The organism is Dyadobacter fermentans DSM 18053, from assembly GCF_000023125.1.
In the GTDB taxonomy this organism is placed as follows: Bacteria; Bacteroidota; Bacteroidia; order Cytophagales; family Spirosomataceae; genus Dyadobacter; species Dyadobacter fermentans.
This window is the reverse complement of the sequence record NC_013037.1, coordinates 6267306-6290521: the sequence shown is the minus strand read 5'-3', so window position 1 is coordinate 6290521 and position 23216 is coordinate 6267306. Positions and strand designations below refer to the sequence as shown.

23 protein-coding genes and 1 tRNA gene are annotated in these 23216 nt (G+C 48.9%); 16 read left to right on the top strand and 8 right to left on the bottom strand.

Translation table 11 applies throughout. The features are described from left to right. Positions 1 to 178: 178 nt before the first annotated feature. The gene (locus DFER_RS26010; protein WP_015814658.1) at positions 179 to 1399 is read right to left on the bottom strand and encodes a site-specific integrase; all 1221 of its coding nucleotides are present in this window, start codon (positions 1397 to 1399) and stop codon (positions 179 to 181) included. Between the two features lie 248 nt (positions 1400 to 1647). Beyond that, positions 1648 to 1732: transfer RNA gene (locus tag DFER_RS26005), tRNA-Ser, on the bottom strand. A gap of 346 nt (positions 1733 to 2078) precedes the next feature. Between DFER_RS26005 and DFER_RS26000 the strand changes: the two genes are divergently transcribed. Next, positions 2079 to 2657, top strand: a complete 579-nt coding sequence (locus tag DFER_RS26000) for a porin family protein (protein ID WP_015814657.1) — start codon at positions 2079 to 2081, stop codon at positions 2655 to 2657. Positions 2658 to 2813: 156 nt separating this feature from the next. Here the strand turns inward: DFER_RS26000 and tilS are convergent, their stop codons facing one another. Beyond that, positions 2814 to 4148 (bottom strand): tRNA lysidine(34) synthetase TilS, encoded by a 1335-nt coding sequence (tilS, locus tag DFER_RS25995; protein WP_015814656.1) that lies wholly within the window; start codon positions 4146 to 4148, stop codon positions 2814 to 2816. Between the two features lie 284 nt (positions 4149 to 4432). Between tilS and DFER_RS25990 the strand changes: the two genes are divergently transcribed. The 11 genes from DFER_RS25990 (at position 4433) to DFER_RS25940 (ending at position 13888) form a co-directional block, all read left to right on the top strand. Further along, complete coding sequence (locus DFER_RS25990; RefSeq protein ID WP_229206118.1) at positions 4433 to 5872, top strand: OstA-like protein; 1440 nt, start codon at positions 4433 to 4435, stop codon at positions 5870 to 5872. A 179-nt stretch (positions 5873 to 6051) separates the two neighbouring features. Then, positions 6052 to 6672 carry a T9SS type A sorting domain-containing protein gene (locus DFER_RS25985; protein WP_041735507.1) on the top strand — a complete coding sequence of 207 codons (621 nt, stop codon included), beginning with the start codon at positions 6052 to 6054 and terminating at the stop codon, positions 6670 to 6672. A gap of 75 nt (positions 6673 to 6747) precedes the next feature. Further along, the gene (locus DFER_RS25980) at positions 6748 to 7671 is read left to right on the top strand and encodes an outer membrane protein assembly factor BamD (protein WP_041736701.1); all 924 of its coding nucleotides are present in this window, start codon (positions 6748 to 6750) and stop codon (positions 7669 to 7671) included. A gap of 46 nt (positions 7672 to 7717) precedes the next feature. Next, entirely contained in the window at positions 7718 to 8029 is a 312-nt protein-coding gene (locus tag DFER_RS25975; protein ID WP_015814652.1) for a DNA-directed RNA polymerase subunit omega, read from the top strand. A 120-nt stretch (positions 8030 to 8149) separates the two neighbouring features. Continuing rightward, positions 8150 to 9358, top strand: a complete 1209-nt coding sequence (coaBC, locus tag DFER_RS25970) for a bifunctional phosphopantothenoylcysteine decarboxylase/phosphopantothenate--cysteine ligase CoaBC (RefSeq protein WP_015814651.1) — start codon at positions 8150 to 8152, stop codon at positions 9356 to 9358. Then, positions 9343 to 10269, top strand: coding sequence for a type IX secretion system protein PorD (gene porD / locus DFER_RS25965; RefSeq protein ID WP_015814650.1), 927 nt, complete (start codon positions 9343 to 9345; stop codon positions 10267 to 10269). The genes coaBC and porD overlap by 16 nt, the downstream gene beginning before the upstream one ends. A gap of 58 nt (positions 10270 to 10327) precedes the next feature. Continuing rightward, positions 10328 to 10525, top strand: a complete 198-nt coding sequence (locus tag DFER_RS25960; protein ID WP_229206117.1) for a hypothetical protein — start codon at positions 10328 to 10330, stop codon at positions 10523 to 10525. Positions 10526 to 10655: 130 nt separating this feature from the next. Beyond that, positions 10656 to 12311 carry a DNA repair protein RecN gene (gene recN / locus DFER_RS25955; RefSeq protein ID WP_015814648.1) on the top strand — a complete coding sequence of 552 codons (1656 nt, stop codon included), beginning with the start codon at positions 10656 to 10658 and terminating at the stop codon, positions 12309 to 12311. Positions 12312 to 12346: 35 nt separating this feature from the next. After that, entirely contained in the window at positions 12347 to 12784 is a 438-nt protein-coding gene (locus DFER_RS25950) for a hypothetical protein (RefSeq protein WP_015814647.1), read from the top strand. 7 nt (positions 12785 to 12791) lie between these two features. Further along, positions 12792 to 13454 (top strand): SCO family protein, encoded by a 663-nt coding sequence (locus tag DFER_RS25945; protein ID WP_015814646.1) that lies wholly within the window; start codon positions 12792 to 12794, stop codon positions 13452 to 13454. Continuing rightward, positions 13451 to 13888, top strand: coding sequence for a c-type cytochrome (locus DFER_RS25940; RefSeq protein ID WP_015814645.1), 438 nt, complete (start codon positions 13451 to 13453; stop codon positions 13886 to 13888). Before DFER_RS25945 ends, DFER_RS25940 begins: the two co-directional genes overlap by 4 nt. On the opposite strand, the gene lptC is transcribed toward DFER_RS25940, so the two are convergent. The 3 genes from lptC to DFER_RS25925 all read right to left on the bottom strand — a co-directional run bounded on the left by lptC (position 13885) and on the right by DFER_RS25925 (position 16468). Beyond that, positions 13885 to 14397 carry an LPS export ABC transporter periplasmic protein LptC gene (gene lptC / locus DFER_RS25935; protein WP_229206116.1) on the bottom strand — a complete coding sequence of 171 codons (513 nt, stop codon included), beginning with the start codon at positions 14395 to 14397 and terminating at the stop codon, positions 13885 to 13887. The two genes, DFER_RS25940 and lptC, sit on opposite strands and share 4 nt — an antisense overlap. A 75-nt stretch (positions 14398 to 14472) precedes the next feature. Continuing rightward, entirely contained in the window at positions 14473 to 15648 is a 1176-nt protein-coding gene (gene bamG / locus DFER_RS25930; RefSeq protein WP_015814643.1) for a BamG family beta-barrel-assembly machinery protein, read from the bottom strand. Between the two features lie 97 nt (positions 15649 to 15745). Further along, entirely contained in the window at positions 15746 to 16468 is a 723-nt protein-coding gene (locus DFER_RS25925) for a type III pantothenate kinase (RefSeq protein WP_015814642.1), read from the bottom strand. A gap of 495 nt (positions 16469 to 16963) precedes the next feature. On the opposite strand from DFER_RS25925, the gene rho reads away from it, so the two are divergent. The 3 genes from rho to DFER_RS25910 all read left to right on the top strand — a co-directional run bounded on the left by rho (position 16964) and on the right by DFER_RS25910 (position 19758). Beyond that, positions 16964 to 18772 carry a transcription termination factor Rho gene (rho, locus tag DFER_RS25920; protein ID WP_015814641.1) on the top strand — a complete coding sequence of 603 codons (1809 nt, stop codon included), beginning with the start codon at positions 16964 to 16966 and terminating at the stop codon, positions 18770 to 18772. A gap of 117 nt (positions 18773 to 18889) precedes the next feature. Next, positions 18890 to 19243 carry a hypothetical protein gene (locus tag DFER_RS25915; protein ID WP_015814640.1) on the top strand — a complete coding sequence of 118 codons (354 nt, stop codon included), beginning with the start codon at positions 18890 to 18892 and terminating at the stop codon, positions 19241 to 19243. Between the two features lie 8 nt (positions 19244 to 19251). Then, positions 19252 to 19758 (top strand): helix-hairpin-helix domain-containing protein, encoded by a 507-nt coding sequence (locus DFER_RS25910; RefSeq protein ID WP_229206115.1) that lies wholly within the window; start codon positions 19252 to 19254, stop codon positions 19756 to 19758. A gap of 50 nt (positions 19759 to 19808) precedes the next feature. On the opposite strand, the gene htpG is transcribed toward DFER_RS25910, so the two are convergent. Beyond that, a complete protein-coding gene (gene htpG, locus DFER_RS25905) occupies positions 19809 to 21641 on the bottom strand; it encodes a molecular chaperone HtpG (RefSeq protein ID WP_015814638.1) in 1833 nt (610 codons plus the stop codon). Between the two features lie 242 nt (positions 21642 to 21883). Between htpG and DFER_RS25900 the strand changes: the two genes are divergently transcribed. Further along, entirely contained in the window at positions 21884 to 22435 is a 552-nt protein-coding gene (locus DFER_RS25900) for a hypothetical protein (RefSeq protein WP_015814637.1), read from the top strand. A 65-nt stretch (positions 22436 to 22500) separates the two neighbouring features. On the opposite strand, the gene DFER_RS25895 is transcribed toward DFER_RS25900, so the two are convergent. Then, positions 22501 to 23202 carry an MCP four helix bundle domain-containing protein gene (locus DFER_RS25895; RefSeq protein WP_015814636.1) on the bottom strand — a complete coding sequence of 234 codons (702 nt, stop codon included), beginning with the start codon at positions 23200 to 23202 and terminating at the stop codon, positions 22501 to 22503. Between the last annotated feature and the right edge of the window lie 14 nt (positions 23203 to 23216).

Genomic DNA, 23216 nt, shown 5'->3' with positions numbered 1-23216 from the left:
GAAAGCTTACACGCCGAATTGTTTGGCAAATGTTCGGCACGAAATATTTTGCATAAAAAAAGAGTTACAATGTTCGTCGTAACTCTTTTATGATCAGTGCAGTGTAGGGAAATCGAACTCGTAGGAGCGTTTCGGCTCACAGGATTTTTTTTAAGTCCTGCGTGCCGAAAGTACTGCGTTACTTAGATAGAATATCCTTCAACCTTGCCATATCATCGCTAATCTTCCTGTCGACAATTTTCGCATACTGCTGAGTAGTCTTAATATTCCGATGCCCTAGCATCTTGGATACACTCTCAATCGGTACCCCATTAGTCAGAGTAACCGTTGTAGCGAACGTGTGCCGCGCCAAGTGAAAAGTGATATTTTTCTTAACCCCACATAAGTCCGCAATCTCCTTCAAGTACGAATTCATCTTTTGATTAGATAGCACAGGCAGTACACGATTTTCATTCTCGCATTGAGGATGATCTTCATACTTCTCCATAATTTCCAGCGCCATCGGCAGAAGAGGGATTCTGGAAGGTGTGTCAGTCTTCTGTCGTTTCGTCGTAATCCACTTCCCGCCATCAATTCCCTCGATGATCTCCGTTCGCTTTAACTTATATACATCAGCATATGCGAGTCCAGTGTAACAGCAGAATAGGAAGATGTCTTTCACATAAGCCAAACGGCCTGTACCCATATCCTTCTCCCAAACTTTTTTCAACTCACTCTCAGTTAGAGCTTGTCGATCAACTTCTCGTTTCGTAAACTTGAATGCAAAGAAAGGATCACGCATAAGCCAGCCTCTCTTGACGCAGAGCAGAACGATTTTTTTAAAGTTCGCCAAATACTTCATAGTGGTATTGTGACTAATCTTTTTCTTGGCTTTAAGCCAAAACTCGAATTGCGAAATAAACTCGTAGTCCAGCTTCTTGATGTCTAAATCGTCCTCCTGGTAATTCCATTTAATGAAGTCACGAGTGTGTTTGAGGGACGTCTCGTAACGTTCAAGCGTGCCAGGAGCGAAATCGGCACCCACTAGGGCTGCGATTTGATCGTTATGCTCCCGGAAGATTTTGAGAATAGTTCTTTTGCTTTCCTCCTTGCCAAGCATCAAATTTTTGATCGCGTCTGCGGTCAACTCCTTGTCGGCATCAAGTAAAGCTTTCTTTGCCTGGAATACTTTGGCGGTCAACGAGTCCAAGTAGGCATTTAGCTCCTTGGTTTCCTCTTTGTTTCCTGTGGCTCTACCTGCTCTGACATTCCATTTGGATGGGTGCCAAATTCGCCTCGTAGCGATGTCCCTTGCTTGGCGATTCACGGTCACGCGCATGTAGATAGCTCTCGTGCCATCTTCGTTTTCGGTACTTGGTGTTTTCAAAAAGAAATTTAACCCGAAACTGTTTTCTAACATAATACGACTGTTTTAGATGAACAAAAGTCGAATTGTTACCATTGAAACGCAAGATGTCCACGGCGTGAACAGGTTGCTAACCAGTTAGTTAAGTGCAGTTTTGTGCGCAATTTTTCTTGGATCAGGTTTTCCACGATTAACGTCAAAAAACATTGGGAATTTTTGAATTTTTTGGTAGCCCGTAAAAAGCAAAAACCCCGTTTAAAGCGTTTAAACGGGGTTTTTGAATGTTTTGACATCATGTCCTGCAGAGAGAGAGGGATTCGAACCCCCGGACCTGTTACAGTCAACGGTTTTCAAGACCGTCGCAATCGACCACTCTGCCATCTCTCTATCTGATTCGCCGTACGCGATTCATGGTGCAAAGGTACTGTTATTGACGATAAGCGCAAGAATTTTTTGGTTAATTTTTTTATACTATTCGTAAGCAGCTCACTGTGAGAATATTTGCACAGGCGCTTGTGGCAAATTAAATTGTGGGGCACAATCCTGTGATACTGCTAGGTCTTCGAACAAAGGGATGCTAGGCATCGCATTGCTCGCGCAGCCGCTCCGCTAAGGCCCTTGGCACGCTTTTTGAATTCCTTCCCGTAATCCACATTTTAAATCACATCAATAAATCAACATCAAAGTCACAGTACCAAATCAACTTCAAAATCACATTAGCAAATCAACAACCATGAGAAAAATCTTTCTGCTCGCTCTTCTTTCGATGTTCGGAAGTGCCGCATTTGCACAGTCGTTTTCCTTCGGACCTAAGGCGGGGATCAATGTAAGTAATTACACCGGCAGCGATATTGAATCAGATGCCCGCGTGGGTTACCATTTGGGCGGGATTCTCAACTTTGGGATCGGACAGGTATTTTCAATCCAGCCTGAGGTTCTCTTTTCTACCCAGGGCGCCAAAATCAACAACGGTAGCAAACAGGAGTTTAAAACCACCTACGTTTCCGTGCCGGTCATGCTGAAATTCCGTGCGAGAGGCGGGTTCTATTTTGAGTTTGGTCCGCAGGCATCGTTCAAAACCGGCGAGGATATTCCCGATCAGACCATCGATCACTTCGCCAAAAACCTGGATCTGGCCGGTGCGGTCGGACTGGGGTATCAGGCAAACTTCGGGCTGGGTATCGGAGCGCGTTATATCGCAGGTTTTTCCAAAGTAGGCGATTTTGACCAGAATGCAGCGATGAACCCGGATTTCAAGAACAGCGTGATCCAATTCAGCTTGTTCTTCGCGATCCCTGCGCGCAGCAAATAGGTGTAGCGTATTTCGAAAACGAATGGCTTGCACATGACGAATGTCATTTTTCCGCTCGTACGCTCTTCCGTTATTGCAAGCGATAGAGCTAACCGCAATACGTTAGGATAGAAATTCGTGGAAAATGGTCAGGTTGATAACCTGGCCATTTTTGCTTTATGATGCGCCAATTGAAATTTTCAGAATCTCCTGCGCAGTCTCCCCTACCCTGAAACGCTCGTCCGCACGCTGGCCCACCACCCAGATGATCTCGCCATTTCCATCCAGTAAAACCACAATACGGTCTTTTTCAAAGCGGTCTATTTTGCGGTCGATGAGCAAGTCACTTACTTTTTTACTACGGCCAGCCATGCCAAAAGGCTGGAAAATGTCGCCTGGCCGCCATTTCCTAAGCATGAGCGGGAATGTGAGCCGGTTTGCATCGACGGCAATTGCGAACGGACCGGAATCCAAAGCCCCGGCCGAAGGAAGCTTTTCAAAGCATAGTGTCATTCCAAGCCATTCAACAGGCGTTTCAGTATCCTCGATTAAGAGTTGGCCCTCATTCGACTGCTCTCCATGTGCTTTGAGAATCAGCAACGCTCTATCAATTAATAAAACGTGCGTCGGTGAATGGAACTGCTTTCCGGGCTTTCCGTGAAGCGCCACTGCGATGGCGCGCACTTGACTATACAAAAAGCCAAAATCCTGCAAAATGTACCATAGCCGGTAAATGGGTTCACTTTTCCCCAGGATCTCGTCGATCGGGATGTTCATGCTGCCCCCGCTGTCACGCATAATCCGCGACTTCCATGCTCCCAGGTATTCGTCCAGCAAGGTATTCGCCGCCCGCAGGCGTTCCGCAGAGGCATTGAATGTCGTTTCCAACGATGGATTCAGGTCCGTGAGCACCGGGACTACGTGGTGGCGAACTTTGTTTCTTTGGTAATCGTCGGACGCATTGCTCCTATCTTCCCGCCAGGTAATGCCATTTTCTTCTGCATACCTCCGGACTTCAGCGCGATTAGAAAGGATTAACGGACGAATCAGGTGGTCTCTCACAGGCGCGATCCCGCACATACCCGGCAGCCCGGTCCCGCGGGCGAGGTTGAGCAGGAGTGTTTCGAGGGAGTCGTTGCTGTGGTGGGCGGTGGCGATCCACCCGTAACCAGAGCTACGCCGGATTTCTTCAAACCATTCGTAACGCAGCTCCCGCGCCGCCATCTGGGTAGAGATCGAATGTGATTTTGAAAAGGTTTTGACGTCGGGATCCGATACAAAAACCGGGAAGTTGCAGCGGGCCGCCAGCGCACGCACAAACGCCTCGTCGGCGTTCGACTCCTCCCCTCTCAAACCGAAATTACAATGCGCAATGCCCGCCGGAAGTCCCTGTTCGTGAAAAAGATGCACCATGACCACCGAGTCGATTCCCCCGCTTACGGCGAGCAAGGTCGGCTGGTGTTTCAGATCCGGCGTGTGTTGGTTAATAAAAGTTAAAAACGAATCCAACATGAACCTGCGAATCGTATTTGATGTACTTTTGAATAAAGAGAACCGGTTTATCTCTTCCCAAAATGATGGTGTTGGGACACGAACCAGCCAAAGGTAAGAGAAAGAAAAGCAACATGAATAAAAAAATTAGTGCGGGAATCTGCAACCCTTTTAAACTTTTCGGCGTCATCCATATCGAAAGAAATATATTTCAACTGACGTTCTTTGCCTTACTGATTTTTTCGCCTTATCTGTTTGCACAGAAAGCACCGGCTCAGCCGCAGTCTCCTCAAAGTGAGGATCTTGTGGAAATCCTTAAATCGGATGAGCTCGAAATCATCAACCAACCGGGCGATGATTCCCGGCGTGTTACCAACGGCGTTTTCAAGCACAAGGGCGCACTTCTGTATAGCAACCTGGCCATTCAGCATATCAATTCCAACGTAATCGAAGCTTTTGGTAATGTAAGAATCGTCCAGGGCGATACAGTGACGGTCACCGGGGATACGCTGTATTATTACGGAAACACCCGGCTGGCCATTGTAAGCGGAAAGAAAACCGTTTTGAAAGACACCAAAAAAACGCTTACGACCCGTAAAATCGAGTACGACATGGCCAATGGCATTGCCTATTACAAGCAGCCCGGCCGGACCGTCGACGAGGAAAACGTGCTCACGAGCAAGGAAGGTTTTTACAACACAGCCACCAAGGAGTTTACCTATTACCAGAATGTGAAGCTGGTGAATAAAAAGTACACCCTCACAACGGACACGCTGCTTTATAATTCGATCAACAAATGGTCGTACTTCAATGGGAAGACCAAGATCGTTAACAAAGACGGCACGGTGGTTGGCACGAAGGGGCAATACAACACGGAGTCTACACAGTCGTCATTTCACACGCGCACGACGGTCGATAACGAAACGTATACACTCACCGCAGATTCACTGGTGGTCGATGGCAAAAGCAACGACGGTAAAGGAAAAGGTAATGTGGTGATTGTAGCCAAAAAAGACCGGACGGTCCTTAATGGCGACGAGGGATATTACTGGAAAACAAAGGGTTACTCCAAAATATTCGGACATGCATTTGTTAGAAATGTCGTATCGGAAGATACTCTTTACATCCGCGCCGACACGCTGCATTCGTATGAAAATGCCCGTGACAGCACGAGAAAGCTCATCGGAGACCGTAACGTGTTCATTTACAAGTCGGATTTCCAGGGAAAATGTGATTCGATCACTTACGACACCGCCGATTCGATCATCCGCTTCTTCCGCAAACCGATCCTCTGGAGCGACCAGCATTACCAGATGGAAGCCGATTCTATCACCGCGTTCCTTGTGAGCAACGAGATCAACCGGATGCTGCTCAAAGGGAAGTCTTTTGTGATCACCGAGGATACCCTGGTGAAGCAATTTAACCAGGTGAAGGGCCGGACGATCAATGCCTATTTCCAGACGGGCAATAAGTTAAAACAGGTCCTGGTGGACGGCAACGGGGAAAGTGCTTACTATGCAGTGGACGATAAGCAGAAAAATATCGGTTTGAACAGGGTCGAATGCGGGAGAATGAACCTGCTTTTCGAGGATAACCGGGTGCAGCGGATTGCATTCATCGGGAAACCGGATGGAAAGCTGATCCCTCCATCCAAAATAAAGCCCGCCGAGCGACAGCTCGATGGCTTCAATTGGCGCATTACAGAGAAGCCGACGAAGGAAAAGGCGACCTGGCAGGAAAAATAGATTTAGACTGACAATTTCAGTTATAATACACACACTCGGCACGGTTTTTTACCTTAGAAAAATAAAGTGACCCGTTCGCACAATATATTTTGAATATACAATTATTTCTCTATATTTTTGTAGCGTACTTTTCAGCTAAAAACACATAACGCATTAGTAAAAAGTATCCGATTGCAGCTATGAAAAGAACTATACGTCTTCTATATATAATTTTAGCCCTGGCCCTGAGTTTTCAAGGGTTACAGGCCCAAAGCGTCTCAGGGGGAAGCCGCCTGAACATGGTTGGCAAGAAGAAAGCCCCCGCCGCTCAGAACATTAAATTTTCGAACTTTTCAGGTCGTGTCAGTTACAAGCCACTGACTTTGCAAAATCCAAAAGCGCTGAATAGATTCTACACTTCGTTTCTTTTTGCATCCGGCAATCCGGCCGATAATAACACACTCGCGGCAGAAGTAGCCGAAAAAGGCAGTGAAAGGAAGTCTCCGGCACTGGAGGCCCAGATGAGAGCGGAAGAATTGTTGTTCGTGAATGACAAAATTTCAGTTTCGAACGTCTACCCTAATCCCGCCAGCGAGTACGCAGAACTGGATTTTACTATTTCAACCGGCCTGCGCGACGCGAAGCTGACGTTCTACAATGTGTTAGGCTCACAGGTTTTGCAGGAATTTACGCTGAACAGAAATGACCGTAAGCTGCGCGTGAACACCAAAGACTTGCCTACCGGGCTTTATTTCTATCAGTTGTCCGTCGACGGCAAAAAGGTTGCAACCAAAAAAATGCTCGTTCGCCATCAGCAATAGGCTAACTTTTAACACTATATCAGCTACGCATTCGTTATGGATGATGTAGCTTTTTTTATTACCTTTGCAGTTAATATGCGAAAAAACAGTCCGGCAAGCTATTTCTTGCTATTCATTGCAATCCTTGTTGTTACTTCCTGCAGTAAGTTCTCCAAGTTACAGAAGACAGGTACGGATCAGCAGAAATACGATGCTGCTATGGCCTATTATAAGAAGGCGGACTATTACCGCGCGGGACTGCTTTTTGAGGAATTGATTCCCCTGCTCAAGGGCAGCACCGAGTCGGAGCTGGCGCAGTTCTATTACGCTTACACCCAGTACCATCAGGGCCAGTACAATACCAGCCAGTTTCTTTTCAAGAAATTTTACGACACTTACGCACGCAGCGATTACGCTCAGGAAGCATTATATATGCATGCATTTTCGCTGTATAAGGATTCGTCGCCGTATAATCTTGACCAGTCGAGCACTTTCACAGCCATTTCGGCCATGCAGGATTTTATCAATGCATATCCTGACAGCCCGTTCCGCGAAGAATGTACTCGTTACATCCTCGAACTGCGCTCGAAACTGGAAAAGAAGGCCTATGAACGTGCGAGGCTGTACCACAAGATCAGCGATTTTAACCCGATGTCACTTAAATCGGCCGTTATTTCGATCGAGAATTTCCGGAAAGATTTCCCTGATTCCCAATACAATGAAGAACTTGCATTCCTGAAAGTGGAATCGCAGTACAACCTGGCTTCCAACAGCTTCATCGACAAACAAAAAGAGCGGTACCAGGAAGTAGTAAAATTTTACCAGGAGCTTGTGGACAAATATCCAACCGGCAAATACAACCGCGACGCTGAAAGAATGTACGACGAGAGCCAGAAACAGATCGAGGTAATCGCCAAGGCCGAAGCGGAAAGACAGAAATTGAAAGAATCACAACCCGACCCTGCCACCAAACCGGCGAAGGTTACCACCCCGGCGGTCACCGAACCCAATGGCCAATAGGGATTTAATTACATTGTTTTAAAAATTTTAACTATATCAGACCATTATGGCAACGAATCCATCGATCATTACCCGTGATACAGACAAGATAGCGGCGGTAACAGGTAACCTGTATGAATCCGTATCTGTCATTTCCAAAAGGGCACGCCAGATTTCCAGCAAAATGAAGGAAGAGCTGAACAACAAACTGGCCGAGTTTGCTTCCGGAGTGGACAACCTTGAAGAAGTGTTCGAAAACAGAGAGCAAATCGAAATTTCGAAGTTTTACGAGCGTATGCCAAAGGCTGGAAGCATTGCGATCGATGAATTTATCGAGGGCAAAACGTACCACAGCTACCGCGACGCCAGCGAAGAATAATACAACCGTACACATCCCGGCCCGCCATGAATCTGATTGATGGCGGGCTTTTTGTTTTTATCTCTTTAACTTTACATCCAATGAACATGGGCCCCGCCGCGAGCCTCAAATCTTTGTCAATTGAATCTGAAAGGTAAAAAGATATTACTGGGCGTTTCGGGAAGCATTGCCGCTTACAAATCCGCATTGCTCGTCCGGCTGCTGGTGAAGGCAGAAGCCGAAGTCCGGGTGGTGATGAGCCAGTCGGCGAAGGAATTCATTACGCCGCTCACGTTGTCGACGCTGTCCAAAAACCCGGTCCTGCTGTCGTTTACCAAAAGCGAAACCGGCGAATGGAACAACCACGTCGAACTCGGGCTTTGGGCGGATCTGATGATAATCGCACCGGCGACGGCAAAAACGCTTTCGAAATGCGCTACCGGCCATTGCGACGATCTGCTGACGGCCATTTACTTTTCCGCGCGTTGTCCGGTCTATTTCGCGCCGGCCATGGACGTGGATATGTTCCGCCACCCGTCCACACAGCAGAATATGCGGCAGCTCGTCGCTTACGGCAATTTCTTCGTCTATCCCGAGCATGGTGAACTGGCGAGCGGGCTCATCGGCGACGGACGACTGGCCGAGCCCGAGAACATTATTAAAGTGCTCGATTCACATTTCGCAAAACAACCCTCGGCTGTTTCTAAACGTGTGCTGATCACCGCCGGCCCTACCGTGGAACCCATCGACCCGGTCCGTTTCATCAGCAACCGATCATCGGGTAAAATGGGCTATGCGATGGCCGAGGCATTTGCCGCGGCGGGTGCGCAGGTAACGCTCGTGAGCGGGCCTACCCATTTGAAAGCATTTAATGCAAATATCTCGACGGTGCATGTGGAGACAGCGCACCAAATGTTCGAGGCGGCAGAAGACCATTTCGGCGAAAGTGACCTGGTGATCTTTGCCGCTGCCGTAGCCGATTATGCGCCGCGCGTCGTTGCCGAACAAAAAATTAAAAAACAAGGCGATAGCATGTCGCTCGACCTCGCCAAAACAACCGATATTGCAGGAACGCTCGGTCCGGGGAAACGAAACGGGCAACTGATCATCGGATTTGCGCTGGAAACGGAAAACGAACTAGCACATGCCCACGACAAGCTGGTCCGGAAAAACTTCGATTACATTGTTTTAAACTCCCTCAACGATCCGGGCGCAGGCTTTGCACACGATACCAACAAAATAACCGTTATTGACAAAAATAATAATGTGCAGCAATTTGATCTTAAATCCAAAGATGAAGTTGCCCGGGACATTCTCAATCTTGTACTAGCTCAATGGAACGAAGCATAAAAGCATTTGTACTGATCATTCCGCTGCTTTTCGCCGCGCTTGCGCCACGTGCACATGCGCAGGAATTTCAGTTTACGGTCAATCTCAATTACGAGCAGCTGGTAGCTCAGCAAAAGACCGACCCGCAGTCGATGAGCCAGTTGCAGACTTACATGAACGATTTTCTCAACAATACCCGCTGGACCAACGACCAGTTCGGCAAGGACGAGAAGATTAAATGCAAGCTCAATGTAAACCTGACCCGCTCGCCGCAGCAAGGGAATTACGAGGCGAATGCCCAACTGATCGTTTCGCGTCCGGTGTACGGCTCGACCTACGAAACGGTGCTTTTCACGTATGTCGATAAGAATTTCGCATTCACATATCTGCCCAGCACACAGCTGTATTTCAATGAAAACAGCTACACCGAGGAGCTTCCCTACATCCTGGCCTTCTACGCCAATATCGCACTGATATTCGATTACGACTCATTCAGCAAATTGGGCGGATCGCCTTATGTCCAGAAAGCTTTCAACCTGGTGAACCTGGCCCGGAACTCCTCTCCCAACAAACGCGGATGGGACTCGAACGCCGATTCAAAAAATCGTTACTGGCTGATCGAAAACCTTCAAAGCCAACAATTTACTCCATTCCGCGAAGGACTTTACAAATACTATCGCCAGGGCCTCGACGTAGCGACGCAGAATCCGGCCGAAACCCGCGCGAAGGTCCTCGAATTTCTTAATACCGTTAGGGACGTCAATCAAATGCGCCCGGCGAGTTTGGTGATCAACTCCTTCTTCGACGCCAAGTCGGACGAACTTTACAAGATCATGATCGAAGGCCTCCCCGAACAGCGCGCCGAAGCCTATGCCCTGCTCGTGAGCCTCGATCCCGCCAAAACCCAGTTGTACCAGCGGCTGTCCATGTAATATGAGTAAAAGATTAATTCGGATAAAACCGGCTGATATACAAGGCAAAATCGACGTTTTGCTGAAACATCCCCTCAACATCGTCGTCGCAAACGGAAACACGATTTTCGGCAGACTGCTTTCCGCCGACGCCACGCAGCTTATTGTGAAAGACACCCGCGACCACCGGCACGAAATTGCCGTTGGCGAGCTCTACGAGCTGGTGTACGATGACAATAGCGGCGTTGTACCGCCCAGCAGGCACGCAACTTTATAAAATCCGGGTTACTTCCGCTTATATTTCTTAATTGGGAAGATCGTAGCTATATTCGTATCGGAGACGAACTTGATTCCCTTCATCGTTGCCAGGTTGCATTATCTCCGGCAATCGGCGGCCTGAATTAGACATGCTATCTAATTTATTGATCAAAAATTATGCGCTGATAAAGCACCTCGAAATGTCCCCTGATCCCGGCCTGAACATCATCACGGGCGAAACGGGTGCCGGTAAATCCATTATGCTTGGGGCGATCGGCTTGCTATTGGGCAATAGGGCGGACGCTAAGTCCTTGTACGACAGCAGCGAGAAATGCGTTATCGAAGGCACATTCAACCTGGCAGGTTACGACCTCGCCCCCAATTTCGAGGATGAAAATCTCGACTTTTCAGACGAATGCATTGTGCGGCGTGAAATTTCCGCTGCCGGCAAATCCAGGGCATTTATCAACGATACGCCGGTTAACCTCGAAATTCTCCGGAAAATCGGCATGCAACTGCTCGATATCCATTCCCAGCACGATTCGATATTGCTCGGCAACAACGAATTTCAGTTGCGCGTGGTGGACGCCTATGCCGAAAACGGCGACCTGCTGAAAGCATTCCAGGCAAATTTCAATGCATACCGCGAAGCGCTGAAAGCTTCCGACGAGCTGAAAAAGCAGGCGCACCAGCTCCGCAAAGAATTCGATTATGACCAATTCCTCTTCCAGGAGTTGAATAATGCGGGTTTAAAGGCCGGAGAGCAGGAAAAGCTGGAACAGGAGCTCACGATCCTTGAAAACGCCGTGGAGATTAAGGAGCGGCTTCAACTGGCGCATGAATACCTGGACAATCCCGAAAATTCTGCACTCGATTTGTTGAAAAACGCCGTCAGCTCGCTTACGCAGGCATCGCGCCTCGTGTCGGAATATGACGTGTTGCGCCAGCGCGCGCAAAGTGCGCTTATCGAGCTGCGCGATCTTGCCGATGAGATCGACCAGGTAAACGGCAATGTCGAACTCGACTCGGCGCGCACGGAGGTCGTGCAGGAGCGCCTCGACCTGATTTATTCATTATTGAAAAAACACCAGGTGTCGGGCGTCGAGCAGCTGTTGGAGCTCGAAGCGGAGTTGCAGGAGAAACTGAGCATTGTACTCAACCTGGACGATGCCCTCGCGGCTGCTGAAAAAAAAGCGCTACAAGCCCACGACCAAATGCTCGCCGGCGCGAAAGTGCTTTCCGAGCGGCGAAGGAACGTGACGAAGGCCATTGAAAAACTCATTCTGGACCGTTTGATCGAGCTGGGGATTCCTAACGCGTCGCTGAGCATCCAGATCAACGAAACAGCGCCTTCCACGACCGGAATCGATTCGGTAACGTTTCTTTTCAGCGGGAATAAGGGCATTGTGCCGCAGGAATTGAAATTAGTCGCCTCCGGCGGGGAATTTTCCCGGCTGATGATGGTTATTAAATATATACTCGCCGACAAGCGAAAGCTGCCGACCATTATATTCGACGAGATCGATACGGGTGTTTCGGGCGAGATCGCCAAGAAAATGGGTAAAATGATGCATAATATGGCTATTAACCACCAGATTATTGCCATCACACACCTCCATCAGATCGCCAGCAGCGGCGACGCGCACTATTTCGTTTATAAGGACCATTCCTCCGACAGGACTGTCAGCAGGATTAAAAAACTCACCATCGATGAACGTGTACAGGAGATCGCCCAGATGATCGGCGGAAATAACCCGTCGGAAGCCGTGCTGCACAATGCGCGCGAAATGATTCTGAAAGGCTGAAAACGCTGTACTTACATCGACAAACTCTGTTCTACATGAAAAACCTTATCCTTCTATCATTACTGGCTGCATTCAGCCTGGCTTGCGGAACCGACAAAGACCAGGAAAAGGTAGCCGGCCTCGAAACCGAAGTGCTTGCGATCCACGACGAAGTGATGCCGAAACAGGAAGACATTATGAGCCTGAAAACGCAGATTTCAAAAAAAATCCAGGACATTGACAGCCTTCAGAATGTAGGCGTGAGCAGCAACACGATGGCCGAGCAGCGCATCAAGGCCGTGGACCTGAACCAAAAACTCGCCGATGCCGACAAGCTGATGATGGACTGGATGCACGAATACCGGGGAGATTCGGCCAAAAAACTGGATTCCCAGCAAGCTGTCCAATATTTTGAGAAAGAAAAAGAAAGGATCATGCTCGTGAAACAAGCCACGTTGAAATCCATTCAGGAGGCAAAAACATTTTTAGAATAACCCGTTTATGAACTCGAAAGTAAAATCAATTCTTTTCCGCTCCCTGTTTGTGTCGTCCTGCGTTGCGGCTGTTGCCGGCTGCGGTAGTTCGGACCAGAAACTACCGATCCTGGGCGAGCGCGACTGGGTAAAAAAGACCGTGGATGGAAAAGAAGTTGTTGACACCATTTATAACAAGATTCCCAAGTTTGCATTCGTAAATCAATACGGCGACACGATCACTGAGAAGATCGTGGAAGATAAAATTTATGTGACCGATTTCTTTTTCACCACCTGCCCTACCATTTGCCCTGTTATGAAAAAGCAAATGGTGAAGGTTTACGAGGCGTATAAGAATAATCCCGACGTCATGATCCTCTCCCACTCTATCGACCCCGAACACGATACGCCGGCGGTACTGAACAAGTTTGCGAAAGATCTGGGCGTGGAGGGCAAGCAATGGCAGTTTCTTACGGGCGACAAAGCGAAGATCTATGAAATAGGACAAAATAACTACATGTCTACCGCAAAGGAAGATTCCACCGTACAAGGCGGCTACATTCACAGTGGTGCATTCATCCTCGTAGACAAGGAGAAACACGTGCGCGGAATGTACGATGGCACTACCGAAGAGGGTACAAAAAAGCTGCTTAACGACATGGAACGGTTACTGGCCGAGTACAAGAAATGAAACTATTCCAAGGTAACCGGGGTGCCAGGGCTCTTGTGCTCGCATCGGCCATGCTGGGCCTGGCATCCTGCCGCAATTCCGAAGAACTGAAAAGTGAGCAGTATTTCGTGACCGGGCAGCAGCTGTTCATGACGAATTGCGCCAACTGTCATCAAATGGACGGCAAGGGAATGTCCAACCTTTACCCGCCTATCGAGGGATCGTCCATCCTGACCGACAAAGCCCGCGTCGCCTGCATTATCCAGTACGGAATGAGCGACACGATTATCGTGAACGGCAAGAAATTCAGCCGGCCAATGCCTCCTAACCCGAAATTAACGGAGATCGAGATTGCGGAAATCGTAAGCTTTGTATCGATGAAATGGGGGAAGGACAGCGTTTACACGCCGATCGAATTTGTGCACAAGGCTTTGGTGGAATGCAAGCCTGACTAAGGGCCCGTAAATTTGTAGACGCCCGTCGCTTTCCGGAACTTGATCCGCGAAAAATCCTGCTCCGCATCCATCCCGATCGCATTGGTGATTTCCGAGGTCTGCGTATTTTTTACGGACAAAGCCTTATCCGTAAACACCTTTCTCGTGCCGGGGCTCCAGCTGAGTTCGGAAGTGGTCAAAATCTCGCGCGTCTCGGACTTCACCACGCGCACATTTCCCTTCACAATATACACGTCCGCACTGCGGTCGTACCGGCCCGAATCGGAACGGAGCGTCGTTACGACGGTACCCAGCGAATCGAAGAAACTGATGTTGACGGAATCCGGGAAAACGCGGCTTTCGTTCTGGTAAGTGAGGGACTTCGGTGTTCTTACCAAAACCTTCATATTGCCCTGCTCGCTGTATTTGAGCGTCAGATCGTTGACGATTTCAAGCGGGCCGTTGTACACAGCGCCGATCTTATCCTTTTTGGACTCGCACGCCAGGAAAAGCATCGAGCAGATGGCCACAATACAAAAAGGAGATAAGCAACTATCTCCTTTCGGTAAAAAAATATCTATCAGCCATTTACGCATAGCAATCTGTTATTCGATCAAGCGCTTCTGGAACCACTTTTCCAACAATGTAATACCCAGCACAACCTTTCCGTAACGCTCGCGGATCGCGCCGTTGGAGTTGACGCCCCGCTGACCGCCTACCAGCGCTACCGACAGGAAGTTGGCATACCCACGGCCCATTGGGAACGTAAAGCCGAGACTTACATTCGTATCTTTGATTTTGGTCGCGCCAATGGTGTAAGGCGTATTGCCATGGCTGAAACCGAGGCGATAGCGCACAATGTCGAAATAATTGAGTGACGTAAAACGCGGAAGGTACTCGACTCCGACGTGCATGCGGTTCACATCGTTGAGCGATTCATTGACATTTCCAAAGCCTCTGTATTGTGACCAACTCTGGTGACTGTAATCCACCGAGACAATCATTTTGAATGGCCATTCGAGGCTGGCGCCTACCTGGTATTGCTCCGGCACTTTCATGGAACCTCCGAGGTTGTTTTCCAGCGTATCCGGCAATGCAACCGGGAAAGAGCCTTGTGTCAATTCGAATGAGGTGGTTTTCGTAGCATTCAGCGACGTGCCGAAACTGTATGCACCACCGAGGTTCAGGTTCAGCTTGTTTGCCTTTTTGAGAGGAATTCGTACGGTACCGCCCGCACGAAAAGCGATGTCGGAATAGGTGTTACGCTCGTTGAGGCTTACCAGGTAATCGGACGCAGCGCCGTTGGCATAAAGCAGTACATCCGAAGAGCGGCGAACGTTGCCGAAGAAATAGCTGCTCTCCAACCCCAGGCTTACGTATCTTCCGATCTGGAATGAATTGACGAGTGAAGCTTTGTTCACACCGCCTTTTCCTGAAACCGTATATTCGGCAACGCCCGTGGATCCTGAAACGGGGCGGGTGAAGGAGTTTTCGTAGTCGATGAAACTGTAAGGTTTAAGGCTGGCACCGATTACCCACCGGGGCGTAACGGGAAACGACAGCGACAAATACGCCAGGTTTCCGCCGGCATTCCGCTGTTGCAGATTGCCCGATGCAACCTCTTTGTACTGGCCTACCAGCCCCACATCGAGCGTGGTAAAGCGGTTGCGGACCCAAAGTGCGGGGTTCAGGTTATTGATCTGAAAACCACCTCCCGTGCTCACACCGGAACCTCCCATTGCAGTATTATCGGAATATGCATCTCCGTAAAACTCACCCATTCCCAGGGATGAATACGGAGAATTGCCCAATCCTTGTGCCTTTGCAAGATTTGTACAACCCCAACCGAGTGTAATGGCAAGCGTGACTATTCCTATTCTACTGTAAAGAGACATTATATGTTAAAATTCTGTTCAATCCTATTAAAACCAGTTCCGGCACCGCAAAGATGGGTGGTTTCAAGCTACTTTCAAAAAAAGCCGCGTCGCCACCGCATAATACTACGCGTAAAGTTGGGTATTTGTGACGGTAACGTTCAATAATTCCTTCGATCTCGGCCAGGGTACCATTCATGACGCCGCTTTGCATGGCTTGCCGTGTACTTTTCCCGATCAGTTCCGGGCCTTTTTCGGGTTCGAATAGCGGGAGCCTTTTGGTAAACGTATGCATGGCGTTGAATCGCATCCGCACGCCGGGAGAAATTAACCCGCCCTGAAACGTCGCGTCGCGGTCGATCACGTCGTAAGTAATGCAGGTGCCCATATCGATCACGACGAGGTCTTCACCCGGGAACAGGAAATTGGCACCCGCGGCGGCGGCAATGCGGTCGGCGCCAAGCGTTTGCGGGGTGTCGTAATGCTTAACGATCGGCAATGGCGTGTCGGGCGTGAGTCCGATCACCGGCAGCGATGCTCCGAGCGCCTGCTGGAACTCTTCCTGCGTAGGTCCGACCGACGAAAAGAAGAGGTATTCCGGAAGCTCCGCTTGGATATTGCGGATCAATTCCGGGAAATCCAGGTGCGTCGTATATCGTATAAGTTTTTCCCCTTCGAACCATCCGATTTTCGAAAAGGTGTTCCCCGAATCCACAACAATGTTCATAGTCCGGCAAAAATCCGATTTTCCCGGCACAAAAACTAAGACTATTAAGCCGTTGCATTCCGCCAAATAATCAGTGCAACCACTTTGTCCAAGATTTTTTGACATTAAAAAGCAATAACAAGCCGCTTGGCACGGTTTTTAAGCTAAATATTTGGAAATTAAACGTTATCTATTTACTTTCGTCCATCCAAGTCAGTATCGACTTATAAATCCAAATTCCATCTTGCGGTAACTTCTTATCCCAGCGTTATCGAGGTTCAAAATCTTGCCGATTTATTGTCAATACTTCCTGTTTGTACCAGTTACAATTTTCAGATTTGATCCATCAAAGTTTTGCAGTTAGTAAAGCCTTTCGCGCGGGCTTTCGCATCAAATGCTTATAAACCTATCAATGACCATCACGTGACCGCAGGGCGCGCTGTCCTGTTACATCCAATTATATTCACAACCTTATTGTCCAATTGGTAAAGTGACCCTTTACTTTCCATTTTCTGTATGCCTACAATTGATGATTTAAACATTAAGCTTTTATCAGAGCTACGAGAAATAGCGGGTGCTCTGGGAATACCCGATCATGCCAAACTTCCTAAAAAAGAACTGATTAACCGGATTGTGTCGCAGCAGGAAGCTCCCGCTTCTGTTGCCGAAATAGCCACAGCAGAAGCTCCCGCCGGGGAAATCAACGCAGCCGACGCCGCCGAACCGAAGAAAAAACGCGCCAGAAGGCCTGTTGAGGCTACTCCCGTGCCCGTTGCGGTAAATAGCAAAGGCGGAAATAACCGTCCGGCCCGTAACAAAAAAGATATCAATCAGTCCATGGCTTCTTCTGCACCGTTATTCGATACGCCTGCCCGCCAGGAGTTCCCGAAACGCCAGGAAGAAAGGCCTAAAAATATTGACACTTCGCTCGAAATCGACGAAGATAACGACACGCTCAATGATCTCGGCAGAGAGGAAATCGACACTGCTTCCGAGGTGGAGGCTACCACCGAACCGGAAGTAGCCGTGGCAGACACAGAGGAGGAAAAACCTGCCGCACAGGCCCAGGAGTCCGCTGGTCAGCCACGAGAAGAGCGCCAGCCACGCCCCCAGCATGAGGGCCAGGAGCGGCACCAGCAGCCTCAGGCTCAGCGTGAAGATCCGTCTTCCAAAATCAAACGCAACTATAACAACTACGTCAGGGAGTTCGACGGACTGATCGTCAACGAAGGCGTACTCGAAATCATGCAGGATGGCGGCTACGGCTTCCTTCGCTCTGCGGATTACAATTACCTCGCAAGCCCCGACGATATTTACGTTTCGCCCTCGCAGATCAAATTGTTCGGTCTGAAAACGGGTGATACGGTAAAAGGCCAGATCCGCCCGCCGAAAGAAGGTGAGAAATATTTTGCATTGCTCCGCGTGGAGACGGTGAATGGTAAAACCACCGAAGAAATCCGCGACCGTATTCCATTTGAATACCTTACCCCATTGTTCCCCGACGAATGTCTGCGCCTGAGCTCGCGCCCGGAACAATATTCGACCCGTATTCTCGACCTCTTTGCACCCATCGGGAAAGGCCAGCGCGGTATGATCGTCGCACAGCCTAAAACCGGTAAAACGGTGCTTTTGAAAGAGATTGCAAATGCCATTACCCGTAACCACCCCGAAGTGTTCCTGCTGATCCTGCTGATCGACGAACGCCCGGAAGAGGTAACGGACATGCAGCGCAGCGTGCGCGCGGAAGTAATCGCGTCGACATTCGACGAGCAGGCTGACCGCCACGTGAAAGTAGCGAGCATTGTTTTGGAAAAGGCCAAAAGAATGGTGGAGTGCGGCCACGACGTCGTGATTCTGCTTGACTCCATCACACGTCTCGCGCGTGCATACAACACCGTGGTGCCATCGTCCGGTAAAATCCTTTCCGGTGGTGTGGACGCCAATGCATTGCACAAGCCGAAACGCTTCTTCGGTGCGGCCCGTAATGTGGAAAACGGCGGCTCGCTGACCATCATCGCAACCGCATTGATCGACACCGGTTCAAAAATGGACGAAGTGATCTTCGAAGAATTCAAAGGAACCGGTAATATGGAATTGCAGCTCGACCGCAAGCTGTCCAACAAGCGCGTGTTCCCGGCTATCGACGTAATGGCGTCCGGTACCCGCCGCGAGGACTTGCTGCTCGATAAGGAAATCCTGAAAAAAGTATGGATACTCCGCAAGCACATGGCCGATATGAACGCCATGGAATCGATGGACTTCCTGCTAGAACATATGAAAGGGACACGGAACAACGAAGAGTTCCTGATCTCGATGAACCGATAAATAACAAGGCCCGGACGTTAGCCCGGGCTTTGTTTTGTAATAAGCACTTCTATTGCATCTTATTTGACGAAATCCTATTTTTAGGTTACAGCATTCACCCGTCAAACTCTGTTCCGCATGTTCAATAGCAAGGCGCTTTGGTGGACCTTCCTGGGATTCTGGATAGCAGGTTCTATTTACTGGCATATATGTAAAATCGAGCAGTTCTGCGACATGCTCTTCGACTCCCAGGCCCTGCTCCCGGAAACATCCACGCAAAGCGGACTCCTGCGTGTTTCGCTGCGGGAATTCGGGCTACCCTCCTATCGCATTGAACTATCGCATTTCTTGCAGCATACCATCATGATCGGCGTGACGCTCTTCATCGGGTTCATTCTCGGGCGTGCCTATGAAGTGAAGAAAACACGTGACCTGCGCTATAAACTGAACCGCATTCACCGCGAGCTGGCTTACTATCAATCAAAACCATGAACCTGCCCATGTTTTCTCTCGATCTGGACAGTCTGCCTGTGGCAGTAGCCGAAATCACGGTGCTGCTGATCGCCGCCGCTACGGCCGGCTGGTTTCTTGCGAAAGTGATTATCAGAAAGAGAATTGATAACTTGCAGGAATTAATCGAGGAAAAGAAATACGAACTCGCTCAAATCCGGACTTTAACGAACACCACAGTGGATTACCCGATTGCTACCAACGCCCACAAAACAGTTTACCCCACCATCAGCCCCGACCACGCTCCCGACGATCTCAAAATTATCGAAGGCATCGGCCCGAAAATTGAAGAAATACTTAATAAAGAAGGCATCCACACTTATGAGCAGCTTATGGAGACATCGCTGCTCCGGGTAGCAGGTTTCCTCAAAAAAGCCGGCCCGCGCTACCAGCTCCACGATCCCTCCACCTGGCCGGAGCAGGCCTCATTAGCCAGGCAACAGAAATGGGAGGAGTTGGACAAATTGAAACTGAAACTTACCTCAGGAAGGTCATAAAACACGAAAGCCGCTTTTACAGCGGCTTTCTTCTTATTAAAAAGGTACTTTTATGAAAGTGTACCTACCGTTCTCTGGATAAACTGCGTGAGGTCGTTCCCCGACAGCATTCCCTGCGAAAGCAATGCAAGATCGTAAAGCTGCTTCGCCAGCGCCTTTTGCTCATCTTCATTATCCGAGCCGGCGATCTTGCCGATCAGCGGGTGGTTCGAGTTCAGCGAAACGGTGTACATCAGCGGCATATCGCCAAACATCGAACGCTGGCCTGAGCTCGCCTGCATGTCCGTCATGCGGCGCATGAATTCCGGGAAAGTGATCACCACCGGCAGTTCGTCTACCGGCATGGCCTCCACGGCAATCTGCGCCGTTTTGTTCTCCGAAATGCCCTCAAAAACCTTCTTCACCTTCTCCTGATCGTCGGAAGAAAGAATGCTTTCCAGCTTCACTTCTTTTTCAACCAGTTTGTCCAACGTGTCGGCATCAACGCGCTTCACACTGATTTTTTCCAGCTTCTGCTCCAATGCATTGATGAAGTGCGAGTCGATCACGGTGTCCAGCACAAGCACGTCATAGCTGCGCTTCTTCGCCGATTGAATGAATGCATCCTGCTTTTTCTCGTCGGTGGTGTACAACCAAACGAGCGATTCGTTTTTGTCCGTCTGGTTTTCCTTGATATGCTCGCGGTATTCTTCGAAAGTGAAGTATTTGCCGTCGGTATTTTTCAGCAGGCAGAAATCCTTCGCTTTTTCATAGAATTTATCATCGCTGATAATGCCATACTTGACAAACAAGCCGATATCATCAAATTTCTTCTCGAAGCCCTCGCGATCGTTTTTGAAGATTTCGAGCAGCTTATCGGCCACTTTGCGGGTAATGTAGCCATTGATTTTCTTCACATTACCATCCGCTTGCAGGTAGCTGCGCGATACGTTCAACGGAATATCCGGCGAGTCGATCACACCGTGCAGCAGTTGCAGGAAGTCGGGAACGATGTCCTTCACTTCATCGGTGATGAACACCTGGCGGCTGTAAAGCTGGATTTTCTCACGCTGGCCTGAGAAGTCGTTGCGCAGTTTAGGGAAATAAAGTACGCCGGTCAGGTTAAATGGATAATCCACATTTAAATGGATCCAGAAAAGCGGATCTTCGCTGAATGGGTGCAATTCTTTGTAGAATGCGAGGTAATCTTCGTCTTTCAGATCGGAAGGGCTTTTTGTCCAGATCGGGCTCGGATTGTTGATCACCTTGTCTTCAAACTCGATTTCGATCGGCAGGAATTTGCCGTATTTTTCCAAAATGCCTCTCAAACGGTGTGCGTCCAGAAATTCCTCGGAATCTTCGGCAATGTGCAGGATAATGTCGGTACCGCGTTCTGCCTTCTCAACGGGCGAAATTTCAAATTCCGTCGAACCGTCGCATTCCCAGCGGACCGGCTCAGCGCCTTCTTTGTAGGATTTTGTAATGATCTCTACATTCTGGGCCACCATGTAAGCCGAATAGAAGCCCAAACCAAAGTGACCGATAATGCCTTTGTCGCCTTCGCCTTTGTCTTTGTACTGCTCTACAAACTCAGTCGCTCCCGAAAAAGCGATCTGGTTAATGTATTTTTTGATCTCGTCGGCTGTCATACCGATACCATTGTCACTGATCGTGATCGTTTTGGCATCTTTATCCAGCTTAACAACCACTTTCAGATCGCCCAGCTCGCCGTTGTACTCCCCGTACGAAGCCAGTTTTTTGATTTTTTGTGACGCGTCAACCGCGTTGGAAACAAGTTCCCTAAGAAAAATTTCGTGGTCCGAATAAAGGAATTTCTTGATAATCGGAAAGATGTTCTCGGTGTGAATGCTCAAATTCCCTTTTTCCTGAATCACTGATTCCATAGTAATGTTGTCGTTTGTTTTATATTTTAAGAATGTAATTTCGCTTTGCAATACACGCCAGAAATATGCGTTCCAATAACAATCAAAATGCGCATCGGCTGACACATTGTCAGTACTAGCCTATCCGGTGGTACGATCACTCAATCCGCTGGTATCTGAAAGGCTTTTTTACTAATATTGCGACCGGTAAACAACTCAACTAAAATCACCAAACCAGTTCAGACGAACACCAATTTTCTGACATGAATCTGATTAAAAAACTTTTTGTAGGAGTACTATTCATCAGCGGGTTCTCTGCCTGCACCACCATGAACTCCGTTCCCCTCTCGAACTACACTGTTTTTACCGAAGACCTCCGTCGCGACCTGGAAGCTGCCAATATTTCCCTCACGAAAGTTCAGTTCTTCAACGACAAGTCGATCAACATCCGCCGCGAGGTGACCGACCCGAACGATATCAAGGTCAATCCGGAAGGACAGATCACGATGAGCAACGGAAAAAGCATTCAGACGATCAACGTGCTGCCATTCACGCCGGGCGTGGCATTGAGCACCGGCGACGGTACGATCAACGTTTCGTGGGACGACACCCAGCAGGATACCAAAGGAATGAAGTTCAACCTCAGCGGCCAGAACTATTTCCTCGATGTGCTGCCTAACAACAAATTCGATTACAAAGAGCGCACGTTCGATCTTCAAAGCGGCAACGGAACGCGCCTGTTTGTCAAAAAAGATCTTTTGAAGCAGGTTAAAAACGAAAGAGAAACATTAAAGGGACGTAAAGTGAACCAGTAAGCTGGTCCAGTCCAAAAATGAAAGGTCGGGAAACCCCGACCTTTTATTTTTAAGTGTTCCTTTTATCAGTTCAGGTTAAAATATTGGCTCTTATTTCTATCCGAACGCGGCTTTTGGATAATCTGCGAATTGCGGATCAGCACGATAACCACCAGGCCGGTGATGATCGCCAGCGCGATTTGCAGGAATGAGATAATACCGAAACTCGCCACATTCACCTTCGAAGCCTTCATCAGGTCCTTGCCGATCGTCGACTGGATGCCTGCCAGCTCATTCAAATTCAATATGGTACTTTCGAATGTGGTGGCACCTGGCGCGGAAAACAACTGCTTCGCATCGGCAAATGCGCCGCTCGCACACAATGCAAGCACCTGCTCTTCGAGCTTCGAATAACGGGCAATCTGGCTTTTGAATGCTTGCAGACTTTTCGCCTCTTCATCCACCAGATAGGTCTTTTCAAACAACCGGATCAGCGAATCGACGCTCCGGTCGTGCGCGCGCAGCTGCGCCTTCACATGCGCGGGCAACTGCCGCTCATCCGAATAAAGGTAATTTTCGAGCGATAACCGCTTCCTGTACAAGTTTTCGGTGAGGTACAAAATGGTAGTCGCCGGAACCAGGCGGTCCTGGTAAATGGACGAAAACGACTCGTCAATCCCCTCCACATTGTAACGCGAGATCAGCGTGCCCCCCACGATCATTGCCATGATCCCTCCCAACAAAATCGCAGCTTTGAACTTCTGCTGAATAACAAACGACCACTTCATGGCAACCTCTTCAC

Excerpts from the sequence above, each read along its gene's own strand:
- DFER_RS26010 (WP_015814658.1), bottom strand. The coding sequence starts at position 1,399 with ATGTTAGAAAACAGTTTCGGGTTAAATTTCTTTTTGAAAACACCAAGT.
- DFER_RS26000 (WP_015814657.1), top strand. The coding sequence starts at position 2,079 with ATGAGAAAAATCTTTCTGCTCGCTCTTCTTTCGATGTTCGGAAGTGCC.
- tilS (WP_015814656.1), bottom strand. The coding sequence starts at position 4,148 with ATGTTGGATTCGTTTTTAACTTTTATTAACCAACACACGCCGGATCTG.
- DFER_RS25985 (WP_041735507.1), top strand. The coding sequence starts at position 6,052 with ATGAAAAGAACTATACGTCTTCTATATATAATTTTAGCCCTGGCCCTG.
- DFER_RS25980 (WP_041736701.1), top strand. The coding sequence starts at position 6,748 with ATGCGAAAAAACAGTCCGGCAAGCTATTTCTTGCTATTCATTGCAATC.
- DFER_RS25975 (WP_015814652.1), top strand. The coding sequence starts at position 7,718 with ATGGCAACGAATCCATCGATCATTACCCGTGATACAGACAAGATAGCG.
- porD (WP_015814650.1), top strand. The coding sequence starts at position 9,343 with ATGGAACGAAGCATAAAAGCATTTGTACTGATCATTCCGCTGCTTTTC.
- recN (WP_015814648.1), top strand. The coding sequence starts at position 10,656 with ATGCTATCTAATTTATTGATCAAAAATTATGCGCTGATAAAGCACCTC.
- DFER_RS25950 (WP_015814647.1), top strand. The coding sequence starts at position 12,347 with ATGAAAAACCTTATCCTTCTATCATTACTGGCTGCATTCAGCCTGGCT.
- DFER_RS25945 (WP_015814646.1), top strand. The coding sequence starts at position 12,792 with ATGAACTCGAAAGTAAAATCAATTCTTTTCCGCTCCCTGTTTGTGTCG.
- DFER_RS25940 (WP_015814645.1), top strand. The coding sequence starts at position 13,451 with ATGAAACTATTCCAAGGTAACCGGGGTGCCAGGGCTCTTGTGCTCGCA.
- bamG (WP_015814643.1), bottom strand. The coding sequence starts at position 15,648 with ATGGGTGAGTTTTACGGAGATGCATATTCCGATAATACTGCAATGGGA.
- DFER_RS25925 (WP_015814642.1), bottom strand. The coding sequence starts at position 16,468 with ATGAACATTGTTGTGGATTCGGGGAACACCTTTTCGAAAATCGGATGG.
- rho (WP_015814641.1), top strand. The coding sequence starts at position 16,964 with ATGCCTACAATTGATGATTTAAACATTAAGCTTTTATCAGAGCTACGA.
- DFER_RS25915 (WP_015814640.1), top strand. The coding sequence starts at position 18,890 with ATGTTCAATAGCAAGGCGCTTTGGTGGACCTTCCTGGGATTCTGGATA.
- DFER_RS25910 (WP_229206115.1), top strand. The coding sequence starts at position 19,252 with ATGTTTTCTCTCGATCTGGACAGTCTGCCTGTGGCAGTAGCCGAAATC.
- htpG (WP_015814638.1), bottom strand. The coding sequence starts at position 21,641 with ATGGAATCAGTGATTCAGGAAAAAGGGAATTTGAGCATTCACACCGAG.
- DFER_RS25900 (WP_015814637.1), top strand. The coding sequence starts at position 21,884 with ATGAATCTGATTAAAAAACTTTTTGTAGGAGTACTATTCATCAGCGGG.
- DFER_RS25895 (WP_015814636.1), bottom strand. The coding sequence starts at position 23,202 with ATGAAGTGGTCGTTTGTTATTCAGCAGAAGTTCAAAGCTGCGATTTTG.